The sequence below is a fragment of the Streptomyces sp. NPDC005931 genome (assembly GCF_042871235.1).
In the GTDB taxonomy this organism is placed as follows: Bacteria; Actinomycetota; Actinomycetes; order Streptomycetales; family Streptomycetaceae; genus Streptomyces.
In genome coordinates, this window is the sequence record NZ_JBIAIG010000002.1 from 103559 (window position 1) to 119012 (window position 15454).

At 74.3% G+C, this 15454-nt stretch carries 15 protein-coding genes; 8 read left to right on the forward strand and 7 right to left on the reverse strand.

Features of this window, described 5'->3' with window-relative positions; all coding sequences use genetic code 11:
* Positions 1-25: 25 nt before the first annotated feature.
* Both ACFYOV_RS04360 and ACFYOV_RS04365 read right to left on the reverse strand, forming a co-directional pair.
* Positions 26-628 carry a hypothetical protein gene (locus ACFYOV_RS04360; RefSeq protein WP_389084033.1) on the reverse strand — a complete coding sequence of 201 codons (603 nt, stop codon included), beginning with the start codon at positions 626-628 and terminating at the stop codon, positions 26-28.
* 76 nt (positions 629-704) lie between these two features.
* Entirely contained in the window at positions 705-1211 is a 507-nt protein-coding gene (locus tag ACFYOV_RS04365; RefSeq protein ID WP_389082674.1) for a hemerythrin domain-containing protein, read from the reverse strand.
* Positions 1212-2071: 860 nt separating this feature from the next.
* Between ACFYOV_RS04365 and ACFYOV_RS04370 the strand changes: the two genes are divergently transcribed.
* A complete protein-coding gene (locus ACFYOV_RS04370) occupies positions 2072-2566 on the forward strand; it encodes a hypothetical protein (protein WP_389082677.1) in 495 nt (164 codons plus the stop codon).
* A gap of 663 nt (positions 2567-3229) precedes the next feature.
* Here ACFYOV_RS04370 and ACFYOV_RS04375 read toward each other — a convergent pair.
* Both ACFYOV_RS04375 and ACFYOV_RS04380 read right to left on the reverse strand, forming a co-directional pair.
* Positions 3230-3976, reverse strand: coding sequence for a hypothetical protein (locus ACFYOV_RS04375; protein ID WP_389082679.1), 747 nt, complete (start codon positions 3974-3976; stop codon positions 3230-3232).
* Complete coding sequence (locus tag ACFYOV_RS04380) at positions 3966-4481, reverse strand: SigE family RNA polymerase sigma factor (protein ID WP_389082682.1); 516 nt, start codon at positions 4479-4481, stop codon at positions 3966-3968. Before ACFYOV_RS04380 ends, ACFYOV_RS04375 begins: the two co-directional genes overlap by 11 nt.
* Before the next feature lie 104 nt (positions 4482-4585).
* Between ACFYOV_RS04380 and ACFYOV_RS04385 the strand changes: the two genes are divergently transcribed.
* Entirely contained in the window at positions 4586-5758 is a 1173-nt protein-coding gene (locus ACFYOV_RS04385; protein WP_389082684.1) for a sigma factor-like helix-turn-helix DNA-binding protein, read from the forward strand.
* A gap of 2 nt (positions 5759-5760) precedes the next feature.
* Positions 5761-7614 carry a transglycosylase domain-containing protein gene (locus tag ACFYOV_RS04390; RefSeq protein ID WP_389084036.1) on the forward strand — a complete coding sequence of 618 codons (1854 nt, stop codon included), beginning with the start codon at positions 5761-5763 and terminating at the stop codon, positions 7612-7614.
* A gap of 58 nt (positions 7615-7672) precedes the next feature.
* Here the strand turns inward: ACFYOV_RS04390 and ACFYOV_RS04395 are convergent, their stop codons facing one another.
* Positions 7673-8746, reverse strand: a complete 1074-nt coding sequence (locus ACFYOV_RS04395; RefSeq protein ID WP_389082687.1) for a Ku protein — start codon at positions 8744-8746, stop codon at positions 7673-7675.
* Between the two features lie 106 nt (positions 8747-8852).
* Between ACFYOV_RS04395 and ligD the strand changes: the two genes are divergently transcribed.
* The gene (gene ligD, locus ACFYOV_RS04400) at positions 8853-9734 is read left to right on the forward strand and encodes a non-homologous end-joining DNA ligase (protein ID WP_389082689.1); all 882 of its coding nucleotides are present in this window, start codon (positions 8853-8855) and stop codon (positions 9732-9734) included.
* A 171-nt stretch (positions 9735-9905) separates the two neighbouring features.
* Here ligD and ACFYOV_RS04405 read toward each other — a convergent pair whose 3' ends face one another.
* Entirely contained in the window at positions 9906-10709 is an 804-nt protein-coding gene (locus tag ACFYOV_RS04405; RefSeq protein WP_389082692.1) for a nuclease-related domain-containing protein, read from the reverse strand.
* A 99-nt stretch (positions 10710-10808) separates the two neighbouring features.
* Between ACFYOV_RS04405 and ACFYOV_RS04410 the strand changes: the two genes are divergently transcribed.
* Positions 10809-11312, forward strand: a complete 504-nt coding sequence (locus ACFYOV_RS04410) for a protein phosphatase (RefSeq protein WP_389082694.1) — start codon at positions 10809-10811, stop codon at positions 11310-11312.
* 347 nt (positions 11313-11659) lie between these two features.
* Here the strand turns inward: ACFYOV_RS04410 and ACFYOV_RS04415 are convergent, their stop codons facing one another.
* Positions 11660-12193 (reverse strand): 2'-5' RNA ligase family protein, encoded by a 534-nt coding sequence (locus ACFYOV_RS04415; protein WP_389082696.1) that lies wholly within the window; start codon positions 12191-12193, stop codon positions 11660-11662.
* Between the two features lie 371 nt (positions 12194-12564).
* On the opposite strand from ACFYOV_RS04415, the gene ACFYOV_RS04420 reads away from it, so the two are divergent.
* The 3 genes from ACFYOV_RS04420 to ACFYOV_RS04430 all read left to right on the forward strand — a co-directional run bounded on the left by ACFYOV_RS04420 (position 12565) and on the right by ACFYOV_RS04430 (position 15427).
* Positions 12565-13524, forward strand: coding sequence for a hypothetical protein (locus ACFYOV_RS04420; RefSeq protein ID WP_389082699.1), 960 nt, complete (start codon positions 12565-12567; stop codon positions 13522-13524).
* The gene (locus ACFYOV_RS04425; protein ID WP_389082701.1) at positions 13521-14816 is read left to right on the forward strand and encodes an ATP-binding protein; all 1296 of its coding nucleotides are present in this window, start codon (positions 13521-13523) and stop codon (positions 14814-14816) included. The genes ACFYOV_RS04420 and ACFYOV_RS04425 overlap by 4 nt, the downstream gene beginning before the upstream one ends.
* Positions 14817-14896: 80 nt before the next feature.
* Positions 14897-15427 (forward strand): SH3 domain-containing protein, encoded by a 531-nt coding sequence (locus ACFYOV_RS04430; RefSeq protein ID WP_389082704.1) that lies wholly within the window; start codon positions 14897-14899, stop codon positions 15425-15427.
* Positions 15428-15454: the final 27 nt, after the last annotated feature.

Below are 15454 nucleotides of genomic sequence, written 5' to 3' on the forward strand. Positions count from 1 at the left end.
GGCTGCACCGGCTCGCCGGTCTGCGTCAGCCCGTCCGGTCCTGCTGCTGCCAGGCGCGGGGCCAGTTGCCGGACGGGGGCGGTGGCCCCGAGATGCCCAGGTCACGGCGGGCGAGGGCGTAGAAGGCGTCGCGCGCCCGGCTCATGCGGCGCACGGCCCGCTCCCAGCCGGCGGGGTCGTCCTCGAGGCCGCGGGCGTAGAGCTCGACGTTCCACACGGCCTCGTGCCACGTCCGCGCCGCTGCGATCGTCTCGGCGTCCCCGACCAGCAGCACGGACTCCCACTCGGCCGCGCGCCGTGCCTCGGCCTCTGCGAGTTGCGGCAGCCCTTGTTCGGGGTCCAGGGGGTCCACCGCGTGCTGGAAGCCCCGCGCGGCCCCGATCCGTTGCGCGATGTTGATCTGGTGCTTCAGGGCGCCGGCGTAGGCGGCGTAGGTGTCCAGACGTCTCTGGTCCCAGCGTTCGGCTCTGGTCCGCCGCCAACGGCTGCGCTCGGTGAGGCTGGTGGCCGCGTAGGAACCGATGGCCCCGACGATCACACCGGCCAGAGCGGGCAGTTGATCCCACAACGCCGATCTCCCCCTGTGATCGATGTGGACCGCGTTCTGGTGCAGCAGGGTCATGCCCATGCTCACGTGAGGCGCAAACCGCCTTCTGCCGCACGGTGGTCGGCCAGTGCCCCCGCCGGTGCCGGGGTACCGGGTGTCACTCGCGCCCCGGGTCCGTGGTCTCGGACAGGAGCTGGTGGAGGTGGGCGAGCAGGGCCGTCAGGGAGATGTCGGGCGCCGCAGCGAGGAGGGGGAGGACGAGACCGGTGTCCTTGGCCAGGTGTTCCTCGAAGAGGATCTCCAGCGCTCGGGCGTCGGCCGCCGCGCCGGTGGCGGTGGGCGCGGTGCGCAGCGCGTCGATGAGGGCGACGACGCAGCCGCGTTCCGCGATCAGGCTCTCGACGAGGAGCCGGGCCTCGGGCACGCGGTGTGCGGCGGGGTAGAGGACCGTCTCCTTGGCCGCGAGGTAGGGCAACAGCACGTCGTCGCAGTAGGCGAGCAGGCCGACGCGGACGTTCTCCGCGGCGCCGGGGTCGCGGTGCAGGGCGTTGTGCAGCATGGCGACGCGGCCGACCAGTTCACCGGCGAGATGGGCGTGGTGGTTCGCGGTGGCATCGAGGGCGGCGACGTCTTCGGCGGCCGATGCGAAGGTCAGGGTGCTCATCTTCGGTGTCTCCTGCGGTACGGCCGCCGGCCCGGCCGGCTGACGGCGATGGTGCGGTGCTCTCCCGGGCGGGGCGGCATGCGGTCGGACACCCGGGGGACGGGCCGGGGTGGGCGGGTGGTCGTCCGGCCGCCCGTGACGACTTGGCGGACGGCCGGAATGACCAGGACGGGGAGGACCCGCGCCCGGCCGTGACGAACGGGCCGGGAGCGGAGGTCCGTGGCTCCTCCCTGTCCATCCCTCGGGCCAGCATCACGTGCGGCGGCCGACGGGCGCGCGGGCCGGGCAGCACCCTGTGCACGGGCCGGTCAGACCCCGTGCGACGGCCATTGGGCCCCATGGCCCGGTCGCGTACCGGGGCCGGTCGGCCGTCGGGGAGGGGCGCTTCGGACCCGGCGGCGGCACCCTGGACCGATCTACCGTTCGGTGGTGTGGACAACGGCAGCGCCGTGGGGCTCTTTCCCACGGCGGGTGGTCGGGGTGGGTGGTCGCGGCGGATGTCCCCGCCGCGACCGGCCCCGGGCGCCTCTCCGTCGCCGTCACCACCGCTGTCGTCGTCGTCCGGCTCGGCTGGCCTCCACGTCACGTCACGTCACGTCACGTCACGTCACCAACGGCTTGTACGGCGAGTACGGCAGCGAGTGCGGCTCGTGCGGCGGAACGGCGGACACGGCGGATTCGGCATACACGGCTCGTACGCACCGTGTCGTCGCCGGGTACGGACGGCGGGCCGGCCGTGTCCCGGGAGTCCCCTCCGGCGTTCCGCCCGGGCCCGGGTGTGCTCCCCCACCGCCGACCGACACGCGCCCGACCCGGTGGACCACCGGGCAGAACCCCTCACCACGCAAGGAAGACGCCACATGAAGTGCACGTACCGCGGGGCGGACGTCCTGCTCAAGGCAGTTGGTACGGCGATGCTGGCCGCCGGGCCCGTCATGGTGTGGCGGGCGCTGAGCGGGAGGAAGGAGATCCGCGGCGAGCTGGCCTCGCAGAGGATCCGGTTCCCGGAGCGCGGGCTGCCCGAGCACCTCGCGGGCTTCGCCGGCAAGCCGGTGGAGACCGGCACCGAGGCGCACGCCTTCGCCCAGATGATCAAGGGCAACCTCGCCCTGGCCACCGGCGGTCGCACGTACTCCGAGATCAGCGCCGAGCTGCACGCCAGTGGGAACGACGACGAGAAGCTGGCCAAGCTCCGCGAGACCGCCTTCATGGGCGAGACCCTGCGCGCCTCCCTGATGTCCGCCTACCAGGCGTGGCAGCTCACCACGCTGGTCTCCGGTCTGGGCGCACTGCTGACCGGCCTGGGAACGGCGCTCGTCGCCGCCCCCACGGGTCGCCGGCCGCGACGCCCGTAGTCCGGCCTGCGCCCATGGCGGACGCAAGGGCAGACGGACGTACGGACATACGGGCGTCCGTGCCCTGGTGTCCTTGCTCAGCGCGAGGGCTCCGTCCTCGCCCACCCGCAGCAGCACCACGGTGAGACCGGCGCCCGCTCCCGCCACGGTGAGACCGCCCCCGCCCGCTCCCGCGACGACCGCGTCGAAGACGTGGCGGGTGGCCGGGGCCACCGATCATGTGCCCGGGGAGGTCATCGAGGCTCGTGCGCCAGGCGAGTCGGGGCGCAGGAGGCGCACGGCTCGCCCGACGGGCCCGGTGAGCGCGGTCTCGGTCACGGCGAGCGCGGTCTCGGTCACGGTGGGGCGGGCCGGGGTGCGGGAGATTGCACGGTCGCCGGCCGGGTCCGAAGTTCCCCGGCTCGTCGCCGGTTCACCGGCACGAGCGCGTCCACGATCTTCGCGACCGACGCCGGGCCGACGGCACCCGCCGCCGCGCGGGCCGACCGGGACGGCTCCGCTGCCGCGGCAGGCCGGTGGACGACGTCCCGGTGGGCGGCCGGGACGGTGCCGCGCCGGCCGGGACGTGGAAACCGGTTGGGCCGTCCGGCGCCCGAAGACGCCCGCGTCCCCTGGCAGGAATCCGACGAGCCTGCACGCGTCCCGCGCGGCGTCCTCGACGCGTCACCCCGGATCGCCGGTGACCGCGCGGTCCGGGGCGACCGTGCGGGCCGGGAGTGTCGTCGGGGTCGGGGTGACCGGCGTCCCGGCGTCCCAGGTGCCCGGGGGGACCGTGGACGTGACCCTGACGCGGTCGCCCTTGCGGGTGCGGCTGTAGAGCCACTCGGCGTCCCTCTCGGTGAGGCCGATCCAGTCGGTTGCCGGGGCGAGGGCGGCCAGGGCCTTGGTGTCGGAGCCGAGGGCGCCCGCGTAGACCGGCGACCGGTCGTCGGCGCGCAGTTCCACGACGTAGGGGATCTTCATGCCGTAGGGGTCCTTGGCCGCCTCCGCAGCCTCCGGCAGCACGAGCACCTGGTGTTTCACGGTCACCGTCAGCTCGCCGCCGGGCGGCATCGCCCCGAAGGAGTGCGTGTCGACGCGCATGACGCGGGCGCCGACGGTGAGGGTGTGGCGGCCCAGGTCGAGGACGCCGGGTGGGGTGAGGGCCGGGCGCGGGGTGGTCGCCGTCGGGGTCGGGGTGTCCGAGGCGGTGGCCGGAACCTGGCGGTCGTTGTCCGGGTCGTCGCCGGGCGGCGTCAGGGTGATCACCGCGAGGGTGCCCGCCACCGTGGCCAGGCCCACCACTGCGGTCGCCCGTCGGCGGCGGGAGCGGCGGGTGGCCCTGGCGCGGACCTCGGAGGCCGTCACGAGTGGCGGGGTCTCGTGCCTGGCGGCCAACTGGCGCAGCGCAGCGGTGAGTTCATCCGACACGGCGGCCCTCCTTCCAGGCCGGCTCCTCGGCCTCCTCCACCGACAGATGCTTGGCCAGTGCCGCCCGGCCCCGGGACAGCCGGGCCTTGACCGTCCCCACGGGGGCGCCGGTCTCGGAGGCTACCTGTTCGACGCTGAGGTCGCACAGGTGGTGCAGGACGATCGCCCTGCGCTGGGCCTCGGGGAGTTGGCGCAGTGCCGTCACCAGCGCGGCCCGTTCGGGGCCGGGGCCCGGGGTCGACTCCGGGGGCGGGGTGCGGCGCATCAGTTCCAGCCAGCGTCTGGCGCGCCGCCAGCGGCTGACGGCGAGCCGCATCGCGACGGTGCGGATCCACGCCTCGGGGGCTTCGTCGGCCAGGAGCCTGCCGCGCCGGTGCCAGGCCCGTACGAACGCCTCCTGGACCACGTCCTGGGCCTCGCCGAGGTCCCCCGTGAAGGCGTAGAGCTGCCCGGTCAGACGGGGGAACGCGGCCGCGTAGAAAGCGTCGAACTCTTCCTCGGTCATGCCCTCCACCGGTGTCTCGGTCTTCCCGTGCAACCCGGCCGTCCCCGCCGTGCGTACAGGTCCCGCAGGTCGCGCACATCGAAGCACACCCCTGGAGGAAGACGATGAACACGGGTGCCGGGATCCATCCGTCCGCCGTGCGGGTGCGGAGGGACCTCAGAGGGACACCCTCGGCGGCCTTCGACTCGGCTGCGGCGCCGGAGGACTTCGCGGCGTACGCCCGTGACCGCTGGCCCCAACTGCTCGCCACCGCGTGCCTGTTCACCCGGGATGCCCGCTCCGGCGAGGAGTTGGCGCGGCGCACCCTGGTCCGGGTGTGCGCCCGGTGGCGGCGCGTTCCGCGCAACGACGTCGACTTCCATGTGCGGCGCTGTCTCGTGCGAGGTCATCTTCGCGGCCGGGCGGGTCTGTTGGGCGGGGGCCGGGAGCGGGTCGTGCTCGTGCTGCGGTACTGGGACGGGCTGAGCGAGACGGAGATCGCCCAGGTGTTGGGATGTTCGGTGGGCGCGGTGCGGGCCCTCGTGCGGCGCGGGACGAAAAGGGCGTCCGCACGCCGGAAGGTGCCCGCGGGGAGGGGGCGGGCGGTCCTGCGGGCCGGTTTCGCCGCCGAGCTCGACGGGTCCGTGCCCCCGGAGCTGCCGCTCGACGGGATCCAGCGGGAGGGTGCGGCGCGGCGCCGCCGGCGGATGCGGGCCGTGGCCGCCGGGTGTGCCCTGCTCCTCGCTCCCCCGGCCGTCCTCGCGGCCGATCAGTTCGGGAGCGGCAGTGCGACGGGTTCCGCCGAGGCGGCGGACGGTGTGGTCCCCGGGCCCGTGCGGATCGTCGCCCCCGGTGAGCGGGTGGCGGCCGCCCCCGGTGTGGAGGTTTGGCTGACACCGGACGGCAAGCACTGGTCCTCTCCGCAGGCGCCGAACCAGTTCCGCGCGGCCGGTGACGCGAACCTCGCCCCCGGCGAGCCGGGCGTGTCCGCGCAGGTGGAGCCGGTGAGGGGCCGGTACTTCCTGTCCGGCCTGTACCACGGGCTCTCCGGCGATGCGGTCCGCGTCGAGGTCGGTGTGGGGGAACGGAGGATCACCGCCGACGTTCTCACGCTCGCGGGCGACCGGGACTGGGGTGTCTGGTACGCGAGTGCGCCGCTGACCGGTCCGGGGGGTGACGACCTCCTCGCCGGGGGCGGCAACCCGACGGTGACCGTGTACGACGCGGCGGGCGACGTCGTCGCGCGGTCGGACATCGGTGTGGGCGTCGGTGCGGACATCGGTGTGGTGCCCTCGTGACCATGCGTCGAGCGGCGTTCGGCCGGCTCCTGCGGAAGGCCCCCGGCGGCTCCACCTCCCGTTCCGTCCCCCGCTCCGTCTCCCACTTCGTGGCCCGCGGCGCTTCCCTGCTCGTCGCCCGCCGCCGTCCCCGCTCCCCGTCCCGGATCCCCCTCCGCGTCCGGCTGCGCCGCACGCGTGGGCGCCGGCTGCGGTGGTTGCTCGTCACGTTCCTCGTGCTCGTCGGTGCCCTCTGCGGTGCCGCCGTCGTCGCGTACAAGCTGACCGTGATTCCCGAGCCGCATCCGGAGACGGTCGTGCAGAGCACGGTGTTCCTCGACGCCGAGGGCTCCTACCTGGGCCGACGCGGTCCGGTGGACCGGCAGGAGGTGCCGCTGTCGCAGGTCCCCCGGCATGTGCAGGACGCCGTGATCGCGGCGGAGAACCGGTCCTTCCGCACCGACACCGGGATCTCGCCGCGCGCCATCACCCGTGCCCTGGTGGCCACGGTGACCGGCGACGGACAGCAGGGCGGATCCACGATCACGCAGCAGTACGTGAAGAACGCGCTGCTGAGCCCGGAGCGGTCACTGTCGCGCAAGGCGCGTGAGGCGCTGATCGCCATCAAGCTCGACCGCACTCGGAGCAAGGACGAGATCCTCGAGGGCTATCTGAACACGGTGTACTTCGGCCGGGGCGCGGCCGGTGTCCAGGCCGCCGCCCGCAACTACTTCGACGTGGCGCCGAAGGACCTGACCGTGTCGCAGGGGGCCGCCCTGGCGGCGATCGTGAACATCCCCTCGTACTACGAGAAGGCGGGCTCCGATCCGGAGGTGACCGTGAGGCTCCGGGACCGGTGGGAGTGGGTGCTCGACGCGATGGAGACCGCGGGTGACATCGCGAAGGAGGAGCGTGAGGCGGCGCGTTTCCCCGCCTTCCGGTTCTATCCGCCGGGTGCTACAGAGGGGCAGCGGCAGTATCTGATCGACGTGGCCGCGAAGGAGGCCGCCGATCGGCTCGACATCACGGCCGACCAGCTGGCGCGCGGGGGTTACACCGTGCACACCACCTTCGACCTGGCCCTTCAGGACGCCACCGCGGAGCTGGTCAAGGACGGCCCGGGCGGCTCGGCCTCCGGGGTTTCCTCGGGCTCCTCGGGTTCTTCGGGCGGCTCTGGCGGCTCTGGCGGCTCTGGCGGCTCTGGCGGCGAGGTGCGGGTGCACACCGCCGTGGTGGGGATCGAGCCCGGAGACGGTGCGGTACGGGTGCTGTACGGCGGGGCGGACTACGCTCGCCAGCCGTTCAACGACGCGGTGAGCGGGGCGGTGGAGGCGGGGTCGGCACTGGACCCCTTCGGCGGCGTACCGCTCGGTGGTCCGCTGGACGGGCTGCCGGAGTCCGCGGCGCCCACGCCGCTGCGGTTGGCCTCGGCGTACGCGGCGGTGGCGGCCGGCGGTGACCACGCGGCGCCCCACACGGTCGCGCGGATCACCCGCGAGGGACGGACCGTGCACACGGCACGGCCAGACGTCACCAGGCAAGTCGTCGACGGGGCGAGCGCGTTGGCCGTCACGGAGCGGGCACGGGCGCAGGGGGGCTACGGCGGGCCGGCCGGAAGCGGTGAGCCGGTCGCCGTGCAGCGTGAGGCGCCCGGCACGTTCTTCACGGCCGGGGCCGGGAGCGGGACCACCCGGCGCACCGTCTGGACCACCGGCTACGACGAGCGACTCGCCCTCACGGTAGCGCTGTTCGCCGACCGGCCGGGCGCGAAGAAGCACACGTCCGTACCGGCCCGGCTGCCCGCCGACCCGTCCCCGACGGCGTATGCCGAACAAACGGCGACGCGTGTGTGGGAGTTGGCGGCGGAACGGTCGTGAACGTTGCGGCGGAGTGGTGAGGGGTGGGCGAGGTGTCGGGGGCGGGCCGGCGGGGCGGTCAGGCCGAGCGCTTGCGGGAGGTCGTCTTCTTGGCGGGGGTCTTCTTCGCCGCCGTCTTCTTCTCGGTGGTCTTCCCCGTGCTCTTCGTGGTGCTCTTGGCCGTGGTCTTCTTCGCGGCGCCCTGAGCCGTCTTCGCCGTGGACTTCTTCGTCGAGGCGGCCGTCTTCTTGGCGGTGGTCTTCTTCGCCGTCGACGTGGACTTCTTGCCGCCGGTCTCCTTGGGGGCCGACCGGGACGCCCGGCGCTGAGGGAGGGCCTTGACGTCGGCCTCCTCCGCGGGCTCCCCGGTCTCCTCGCCGCGGGACTCGCGGGCCGCGCGGACGCTCTTCTCCAGGGCCGCCATCAGGTCCAGGACCTTGCCGCCGCGCTCCGGCTCGGGGGCCTCCGGCGGCACCTCGCCGGCCGCCTTCGCGGCGATGACCTCCTCCAGCGCCTCGCGGTACTCGTCGTGCAGGTCCTCCAGGTCCACCTCGCCGAGGGTGTCCATCAGGGCGTCGGCGAGGTCCAGCTCCTTGTCGCGGACGGTGACGTCCGTGTCGGGGGCGACCCCCTCGGGGGCGCGGACCTCGTCCGGCCAGAGCAGCCCGTGCATGGCGATCGCGTCGCCGACCACGCGGAGCATGCCCAGGCGCTCGCGGCCCCGCAGGGCGAACTTGGCGATCGCCACCTTGTTGCTGCGCTTGAGCGCCTCCCGCAGCAGCGTGTACGGCTTGGCGGCCGGTGCGCCGCTCGCCGCCAGGTAGTAGGCGGCGTCCATCTGGAGGGGATCGATCCGGTCGCCCGGCACGAAGGCGACGATCTCGATCGTCCTCGCCGTTGGGATCGGCAGGTGGGACAGGTCCTCGTCGGTGATCGGGATGATCGTGCCGTCCGCGTCCTCGTAGCCCTTGCCGATCTCCTGGCCGGTGACCTCGCGGTCCTCCAGTTCGCAGAACTTGCGGTAGCGGATCCGGCCGCCGTCCTCGCTGTGGATCTGGCGGAAGGAGATCGAGTGGCTCTCGGTGGCGTTCACGAGCTTGATCGGGATGCTGACCAGGCCGAACGAGATCGCGCCGTTCCAGATGGACCTCACGTGCGGGCACCTTTCCGGTCGTCTGCCGATCACTGGCGGGGGGTGTACGAGAGGCGTGGGGGTACTTATGGGGCATTTGCCCCGGTTTGCGTGGGATTCTCATCGTATGGCGCCAATCACTGAGGTGGAGGGGCGACGGCTCCCGCTCAGCAATCTGGAGAAGGTGCTGTATCCCGCCACCGGTTTCACCAAGGCGGAGGTACTGCACTACTACGCGACGGTCGCCGACGTGCTGCTCCCCCATCTGCGGGAACGGCCGGTGTCCTTCCTGCGGTATCCGGACGGGCCCGACGGCCAGGTGTTCTTCACCAAGAACGTGCCGCCGGGTACGCCCGACTGGGTCACCACCGCCGAGGTGCCGCGCAGCGAGGGGCCCGCGCGCATGGTGCTCCTCCAGGACCTGCCGAGCCTGATGTGGGCGGCGAACCTGGTCGCCGAGCTGCACACCCACCAGTGGCTCGTCACGGACCCGGGGCAGGCCGACCGGATCGTGTTCGACCTGGATCCGGGGCCGCCGGCGACCATCGTGCACTGCTGCGAGGTCGCGCTGTGGCTGCGGGAGCGGCTGACCGCCGACGGGATCGAGGCCTACGCCAAGACCTCCGGCTCGAAGGGGCTGCATCTGCTGGCGGCGGTGCGGGGGGCCTCGTCCGAGCGGGTGTCGGAGTACGCCAAGGGGCTGGCCGTCGAGGCGGAGAAGGCGATGCCCCGGCTCGTGCTGCACCGGATGACCCGCAGCCTGCGACCGGGAAAGGTCTTCGTCGACTGGAGCCAGAACGCCGCCCGCAAGACCACCGCCACCCCGTACACCCTGCGCGCCCGGGCCGAGCCCCTGGTGTCGGCGCCGGTGACCTGGGAGGAGGTCGAGGAGTGCCGGGCCCCGCACCGGCTGGCGCTGCGGGCACCGGACATCCCGCCGAGGGTGCAGGACTACGGGGACCTGCTCGCACCGCTGCTGGACGCGGGGCACGCGGGGACGCTGCCCTGAGGACACGCCGCTCGCCCCCGCGCCGGCGCGGGCCCACGGGGGCGCGACCCTTCGGGGGTGGGGCGGTGAATCCCCGGCCGGGTCGGCTCCCGCCCGCTCCGCTCGGACGGCCCGGGCCGGCTCGGACCCGCTCGGACCCGCTCGGACCCGCTCAGGCCGGCTCGGGACCGCTCAGACCCGTGCCCAGGTGTTCCGGTCCCGGGCCATGGCGTGCAGGGCCTCCACATCGGCCGGCTTCAGCACACCCCCGGTACGGGCCAGTCCCTCCACGTCGGCGTCCGTCAGGACCCGCACCGCGCGCGGCGGCACCGTCACCGTCACGTGCGACGCACCCACCGGCACGAGCACCGGCCGTACCTCGGCGGTCAGGGCGTACGAGGCGCGGTCGGCGTCGGCGCGGACGCGGTGCAGGAGGGGGAGCGGTTCGCGGCGGCCCAGGGCGACCCGGGGGTCGGTGACCGTCACCCGTTGCCGGTGGGCGGGCAGGGTGTGGACCGCGTACAGGCCGCCGGGGCCGATCAGCAGGTGGTGGATGCGGTCACCGCCGGGCAGCGTGATCGAGTGCAGGGCGTGCCAGCCCGCCGCTTCCATGCGGTCCAGGGCCTCGCCCACCGCCCGTTCCGCCTCGAGGGCCCTGCGGCGCGGGTCCGGACGCAGACGGCGGGCGGGGCCGGGATCGCGGTCCAGGGCGATCAGCAGGGCCTCGCCGGGACGGTTCGGGGCGAGGTCGTCGTCGGGGTGCAGGGAGAGGCGGGCGAGCTCGGCGGGGGTCGGGACCGGGGGCGGGCCGACCGTCACCGGTCCGGTGAGGAAGGGGCCCAGCGCTTCCAGGACGTCGGCCTCGTGGTCCGCGCCGAGGAGGCTGACCCGGGCCGCCTCACGGTCGTACCAGGCGAGGTTGGCACCGTCCGGGAGGCAGACGTAGAGCCGCTCCCGGCCGTGCCGCCAGGTCGGTATGACGCGCAGTCCGTTCATGCACCATCACCCCAGACCATGGGAACAGGCGGGGTGCTCCACGGCAAGAACCTGGCTACCTTTGAGAGGAGTTGGGTGGCGATGGTGGGGAGGCGCCCCTTGCGTACGCGCGGGAAGCCCGACGTGCCGGCTCCGGACAGGGCGTGGGACGAGATCGTGCCCGGCCTGTGGATGGGCGGGCACGAGTTCAGGGGGCGGTCCGGACAGCTGGAGTCCGCCGTCGTGCGGCAGGAGTTCGATCTCGTGCAGACGCTGCTGCGGCTGCCGGGGCACGGGCCCGACCCCGGCGTGGAGCACCAGGTGTGGCCGATCCCGGACGGCCCACTGGACGGGACACAGCTCGCCGGGGTGATCCGGCTGGCGGAGGCGGTGTGCGAGGCGCTGGACGCCGGACGCAAGGTGCTCGTGCGCTGTTACCACGGGTACAACCGCTCCGGGCTGGTCGTCGCCCACGCCCTGGTGCGCCGGGGCCGCCCCGCCGAAGCCGCCATCCGGCTGATCCGGGCCCGCCGCTCCACCTGGGCCCTGCACAACGACCTCTTCGTCGCCTACCTGCGCGCCGGGCTGCCCACGGCCCGGCTGCTGGAGGAGCTGACGGATTAGCGGCGGGGCGGGCGGGGGCGACGGGAAGGGGGCGCCCGCGGATCCTCGCCGGCGGCACCGAACGGGCCGCCGACCGCGCCACTCGCCGGAGGGGGAAGCCGGGGACCCGGTGGGAGGTGGGGCCAGGTCGATCAGGGCGGCGGTGACGGCGTCGTCGGCAGCCGGGCTGCCGGGCGAGCGGGTTCCGACCGAGGCCGGTGGGCGTCCTCCCCGCGCGTCCGCTCGATCGCGCGGATCAGCGGCACAAGGCAGCAGCCCCTGAAAGGCTGCGGGCTGCCGGGCGACGGCAGGACGCAAGGGCCGGCCCGCCGGTGATCGTCGACCCCCGCGCGGACGTCGGGGGCGTTTCACGCGCGGGGCGCCAGCATCTCCAGGGCGCCGGTCTCGGTGTCGTAGCTGCGCAGGGTGGTCAGCCGGACCGACAGTGGCGGCGCCGGCAACAGCTCAGGTATCCGCCGGTCGGCGAAGGCACCAGGGCGCCGGGTCCGGCCGAGGGTGACGTGCGGGTTCCAGCGCCCGGGTTCGTGCAACGGGTTGAGGGTCCCGGGCGGGCTGTCGGAGGTCACCGCTCCCCACACCCGGCGGTGCAGGCCGGCCAACGCGCAGGTGCGGTCCAAAGCCCAGGCCAGCACGGAGGTGGGCCGCTCGAACCGGACCACGCCGGTGAAGTGCACCGGCAGCGGCAGGGCGGCCGCCACCTCGGCGAGCTCCCAGCGAATCGGGGCGGTCAGCTCCGGGCAAGCAGCCAGGGTGAGGTGCGGGCGGTTCGTCGGTGAGCGGTGCCGCGCCTGGCTCGGCAACCCCGCATCCGCGAGCCGCCGCCAGGCCTCCCGGACCGCCAGCTCCGCCCCCTCGTCCAACAGAAGCTCCACCGTGCGCACCACCGCAGCCTACCGGCGGTGGCTTCCGGCCAGGCGTCAGGCGGAGGGGACTCGGCGGGGCCCGCGGCCGCCTCGACAGCGGTCGTCACCGCATGGCACCGGAGGCGCTGAGCCCGGCCCACGCCCGCGCCACCACCAGGTTGCCGACAGGTCGGTCGGGCGACGGCATCAGCCTCCGGCTCGCGGTACGGGACCAAGTTACGGGTGCTGAGGATCCCCGTCGGCGTCTTCGACAGCGATCCCCCTTCGGCCGGGAGGCGTGCCGCCGCCACCGTCGTGAGGCGCTCGCGGGAGTACCCCGTACGCAAAAAGGACTTCCTCACGAATAAGGTGTGCGGAACCGTCGGTGATTCCCGAGCCTCAGGAGCCCCGTGCCGCCCAGCCGCCGTTCGCGCACCGTCCGCCGCGCCGCCGCCGTCGCCCTGGTGCTGGCGGCCGCCGTCGGCTGCGGTGACACGGGCGGGCTGCGCAGCGCCGGGGCGACGCCGACCGCGATCAGCCCGGCGCGGCTGTGGCCGGAGATGCCGCCCGCGTCGAGTCCCGCCTTCGACCTCGGCGAGGTGGACACCGAGGTGGTCGAGGGCGTCGCCGTGCCCGGTGACGACATCCGCGCGGTGGATCCGGTCGCGATCGTCCGCGCGGAGATCACCGCCCACCCGGACGACTACACCGGCGACCGCGCCCCGTACCGCGCCACCGGACCCCGCCTGGCCGACTGCGCCGAGGGCGGGAGCTCCGAGGGCGGGAGCGCCGAGGGCGCGAGCGCGGAGGACGGGAGCGACGAGGGCCCGAGCGCGGAGGACGGGAGCGACGAGGGCCCGAGGGCCGGGGACGGGAGCGGCGAGCGGGCCGGGTGCCCGCTGCTCGAGCCGTACTACCGCGATCTGACCGGCGACGGTCGCGACGACATGACGCTGGGGTTCCGGCTGTTCCCCGGGGACCTGACCGCCGTGCGCGTCTACACCGTCGACAGGCACCGGCTGGTGAAGGTGATGGCGTACGACGACGCCGTGAGCGGGGTGGAGCTGGCCGGACGTTCGGTGATCATCCGCTCGCCCTCCGAGGTCGCCGGGTACGAGTACCGCCTCCAGTGGACCTGGGACCCGCAGCAGCGCGCGATGCTCCTCACCCATGACGAGATGCTGCGCACCGCGCACGAGAAGCCCGTGCACCCGAAGCCCGTGCCGTCCGAGCCCACACGGTCGAAGCCCGCACCGTCGAATCCGGAGCAGTCGAATCCCGCGGCCCCGGAGCTCACGCCGTCCGGGCAACCGCCGGCCTCCCCCCTCCCTCCAGCCTTCGCCTCCTCCCCGTCGGCGGGCGCCCCGTGAGGCTTCCGCTCCCCCGGTGGTCCGGCACGCTCGCCGTGCGGGCCGCCCTGTTCATCACCGTCATGTGCTGCGCGCTGGCCGCCCTGCTGGGCGTACTGGTGCACGTCCAGGTGGCCGACCGGACCGTCGGCCAGGCCCGCACCCTGGCCCTCCAGCGGCTGACGGAGGCGACCGAGGCGTTCGAGGCCGGGGACTCGCCGCGGTGGGGGGCTCGGGTGGACCCGCCGGGGCTGCCCGGCGCGCTGCGGGAGCTGGCCGTCGGCGGGGAGCGGGGCACGATGGTCGCCGAGTACCAGGGGCGGCCCACGATGTGGGCGGCCGGTCCGGTGGACGGCGGGCGGACCATCGCGGTGGGGGTCGACTACTCCCAGGGCCGCAGCACCATCGACGCACTCGACCGGGCCATCGTCTGGTCCGCGGCGGCAGCGATCGGGGCCACCCTGCTGGTCGGTGCCTTCTCGGTGACCCGGGTGACCCGGCGCCTGCACGCCACCGCGCGGGTGGCCCGGCGGATCAGCGCGGGCGACCTGGACGCGCGGGTCGACGACCCCCGCGCCGGGGACCGGACGCGCCCGCCGGACGAAGTGGCCGCGGTCGCCGCCGCGCTGGACTCGATGGCGGCCTCGCTCCAGGGCAAGCTGCTCGCCGAGCAGCGGTTCACCGCAGACGTGGCGCACGAGCTGCGCACCCCGCTGACCGGGCTGCACGCGGCGGCCGAGCTGCTCCCGCCGGGCCGCCCGACCGAACTGGTCCGAGACCGGGTGGCGGCGCTGCGCACGCTCACCGAGGACCTGCTGGAGATCTCCCGGCTGGACACCGGGCGGGAGCGGGTGGAGCCGGACACCGAGCGGCTCGGGCCGCTGGCCGAGCGGGTGGTGCGGGCGTCCGGAACCGGCACGGAGGTCAGGGTCGTACGGGACACGGCCGTGGAGACGGACCGGCGCCGGCTGGAGCGGGTGCTGGGCAATCTCGTCGCCAACGCGCACCGGCACGGCCGGGCGCCGGTCACGCTGACCGTCGACGGTCCGCAGGTCACGGTGCGGGACCACGGGAGCGGCTATCCGGAGTACCTGCTCGCGCACGGGCCCCAGCGCTTCCGCACGGAGGGCGGGACGAAGGGGCACGGGCTGGGGCTGACCATCGCGCTCGGTCAGGCGGAAGTGCTCGGCGCCCGGCTGGAGTTCGCGAACCACCCGGAGGGCGGAGCCGTGGCCCGGCTGACGCTCCCTCAGCATCCGGCCGTCACCGACGACGCCGGGCGGGGCGGGCCGCCGTCTCCGATGGCGCACTAGGGCGGGCGGGCGCCCGGGGTGTCTCCTAATGTGGCGATGAGTCACTTTCGACCGCTTCGCGCCCCTATGGAGGTACTGCCATGGCCCCGCGTCTCCCCCTCACCTGCCGTCTGCCCATAGCCCTGGCCGCCGGCGCACTCGCCGTCGCGACCGCCGCCTCTCCCGCCGTCGCGAGCGACGGCTGGGGTGGCCAGGGAGGCGGCGACCCGCAGAGCTGGAGCCAGCAGGGCGGCAACGGCAACCAGCCGGGTGGTGACCAGCAAGCCGGAGGCAATGGCAACGGTGACCAGCAGGGCGCCGGCGGGAACGGCGGCTGGAGCCAGTCCGGCGGCAGCGGCGGCAACGGCCACGACCCGTCCGGCGGCAACGGCGGCCAGGGCGAGTACAAGGGCGTGGTCACCGCGGACCGGCTGGCCCTGCGCAGCGCTCCGAACCGTGGCTCGCAGGTCATCCGGTACGCCCACAAGGGCGACGTCGTCTCGATCTTCTGCAAGGTCCCCGGCGACGACGTGCACGGCAACCCCCTGTGGTACCTCCTCACGGACGGCACCTGGGCCTGGGGTCCGGCCCGCCACATCGACAACATCGGGCCCGCGCCACGCTGGTGCTGACGACCGAAGCGCGCAATCCGCACCCTT

Excerpts from the sequence above, each read along its gene's own strand:
- ACFYOV_RS04360 (WP_389084033.1), bottom strand. The coding sequence starts at position 628 with ATGGGCATGACCCTGCTGCACCAGAACGCGGTCCACATCGATCACAGG.
- ACFYOV_RS04365 (WP_389082674.1), bottom strand. The coding sequence starts at position 1,211 with ATGAGCACCCTGACCTTCGCATCGGCCGCCGAAGACGTCGCCGCCCTC.
- ACFYOV_RS04370 (WP_389082677.1), top strand. The coding sequence starts at position 2,072 with ATGAAGTGCACGTACCGCGGGGCGGACGTCCTGCTCAAGGCAGTTGGT.
- ACFYOV_RS04380 (WP_389082682.1), bottom strand. The coding sequence starts at position 4,481 with ATGACCGAGGAAGAGTTCGACGCTTTCTACGCGGCCGCGTTCCCCCGT.
- ACFYOV_RS04385 (WP_389082684.1), top strand. The coding sequence starts at position 4,586 with ATGAACACGGGTGCCGGGATCCATCCGTCCGCCGTGCGGGTGCGGAGG.
- ACFYOV_RS04390 (WP_389084036.1), top strand. The coding sequence starts at position 5,761 with ATGCGTCGAGCGGCGTTCGGCCGGCTCCTGCGGAAGGCCCCCGGCGGC.
- ligD (WP_389082689.1), top strand. The coding sequence starts at position 8,853 with ATGGCGCCAATCACTGAGGTGGAGGGGCGACGGCTCCCGCTCAGCAAT.
- ACFYOV_RS04405 (WP_389082692.1), bottom strand. The coding sequence starts at position 10,709 with ATGAACGGACTGCGCGTCATACCGACCTGGCGGCACGGCCGGGAGCGG.
- ACFYOV_RS04430 (WP_389082704.1), top strand. The coding sequence starts at position 14,897 with ATGGCCCCGCGTCTCCCCCTCACCTGCCGTCTGCCCATAGCCCTGGCC.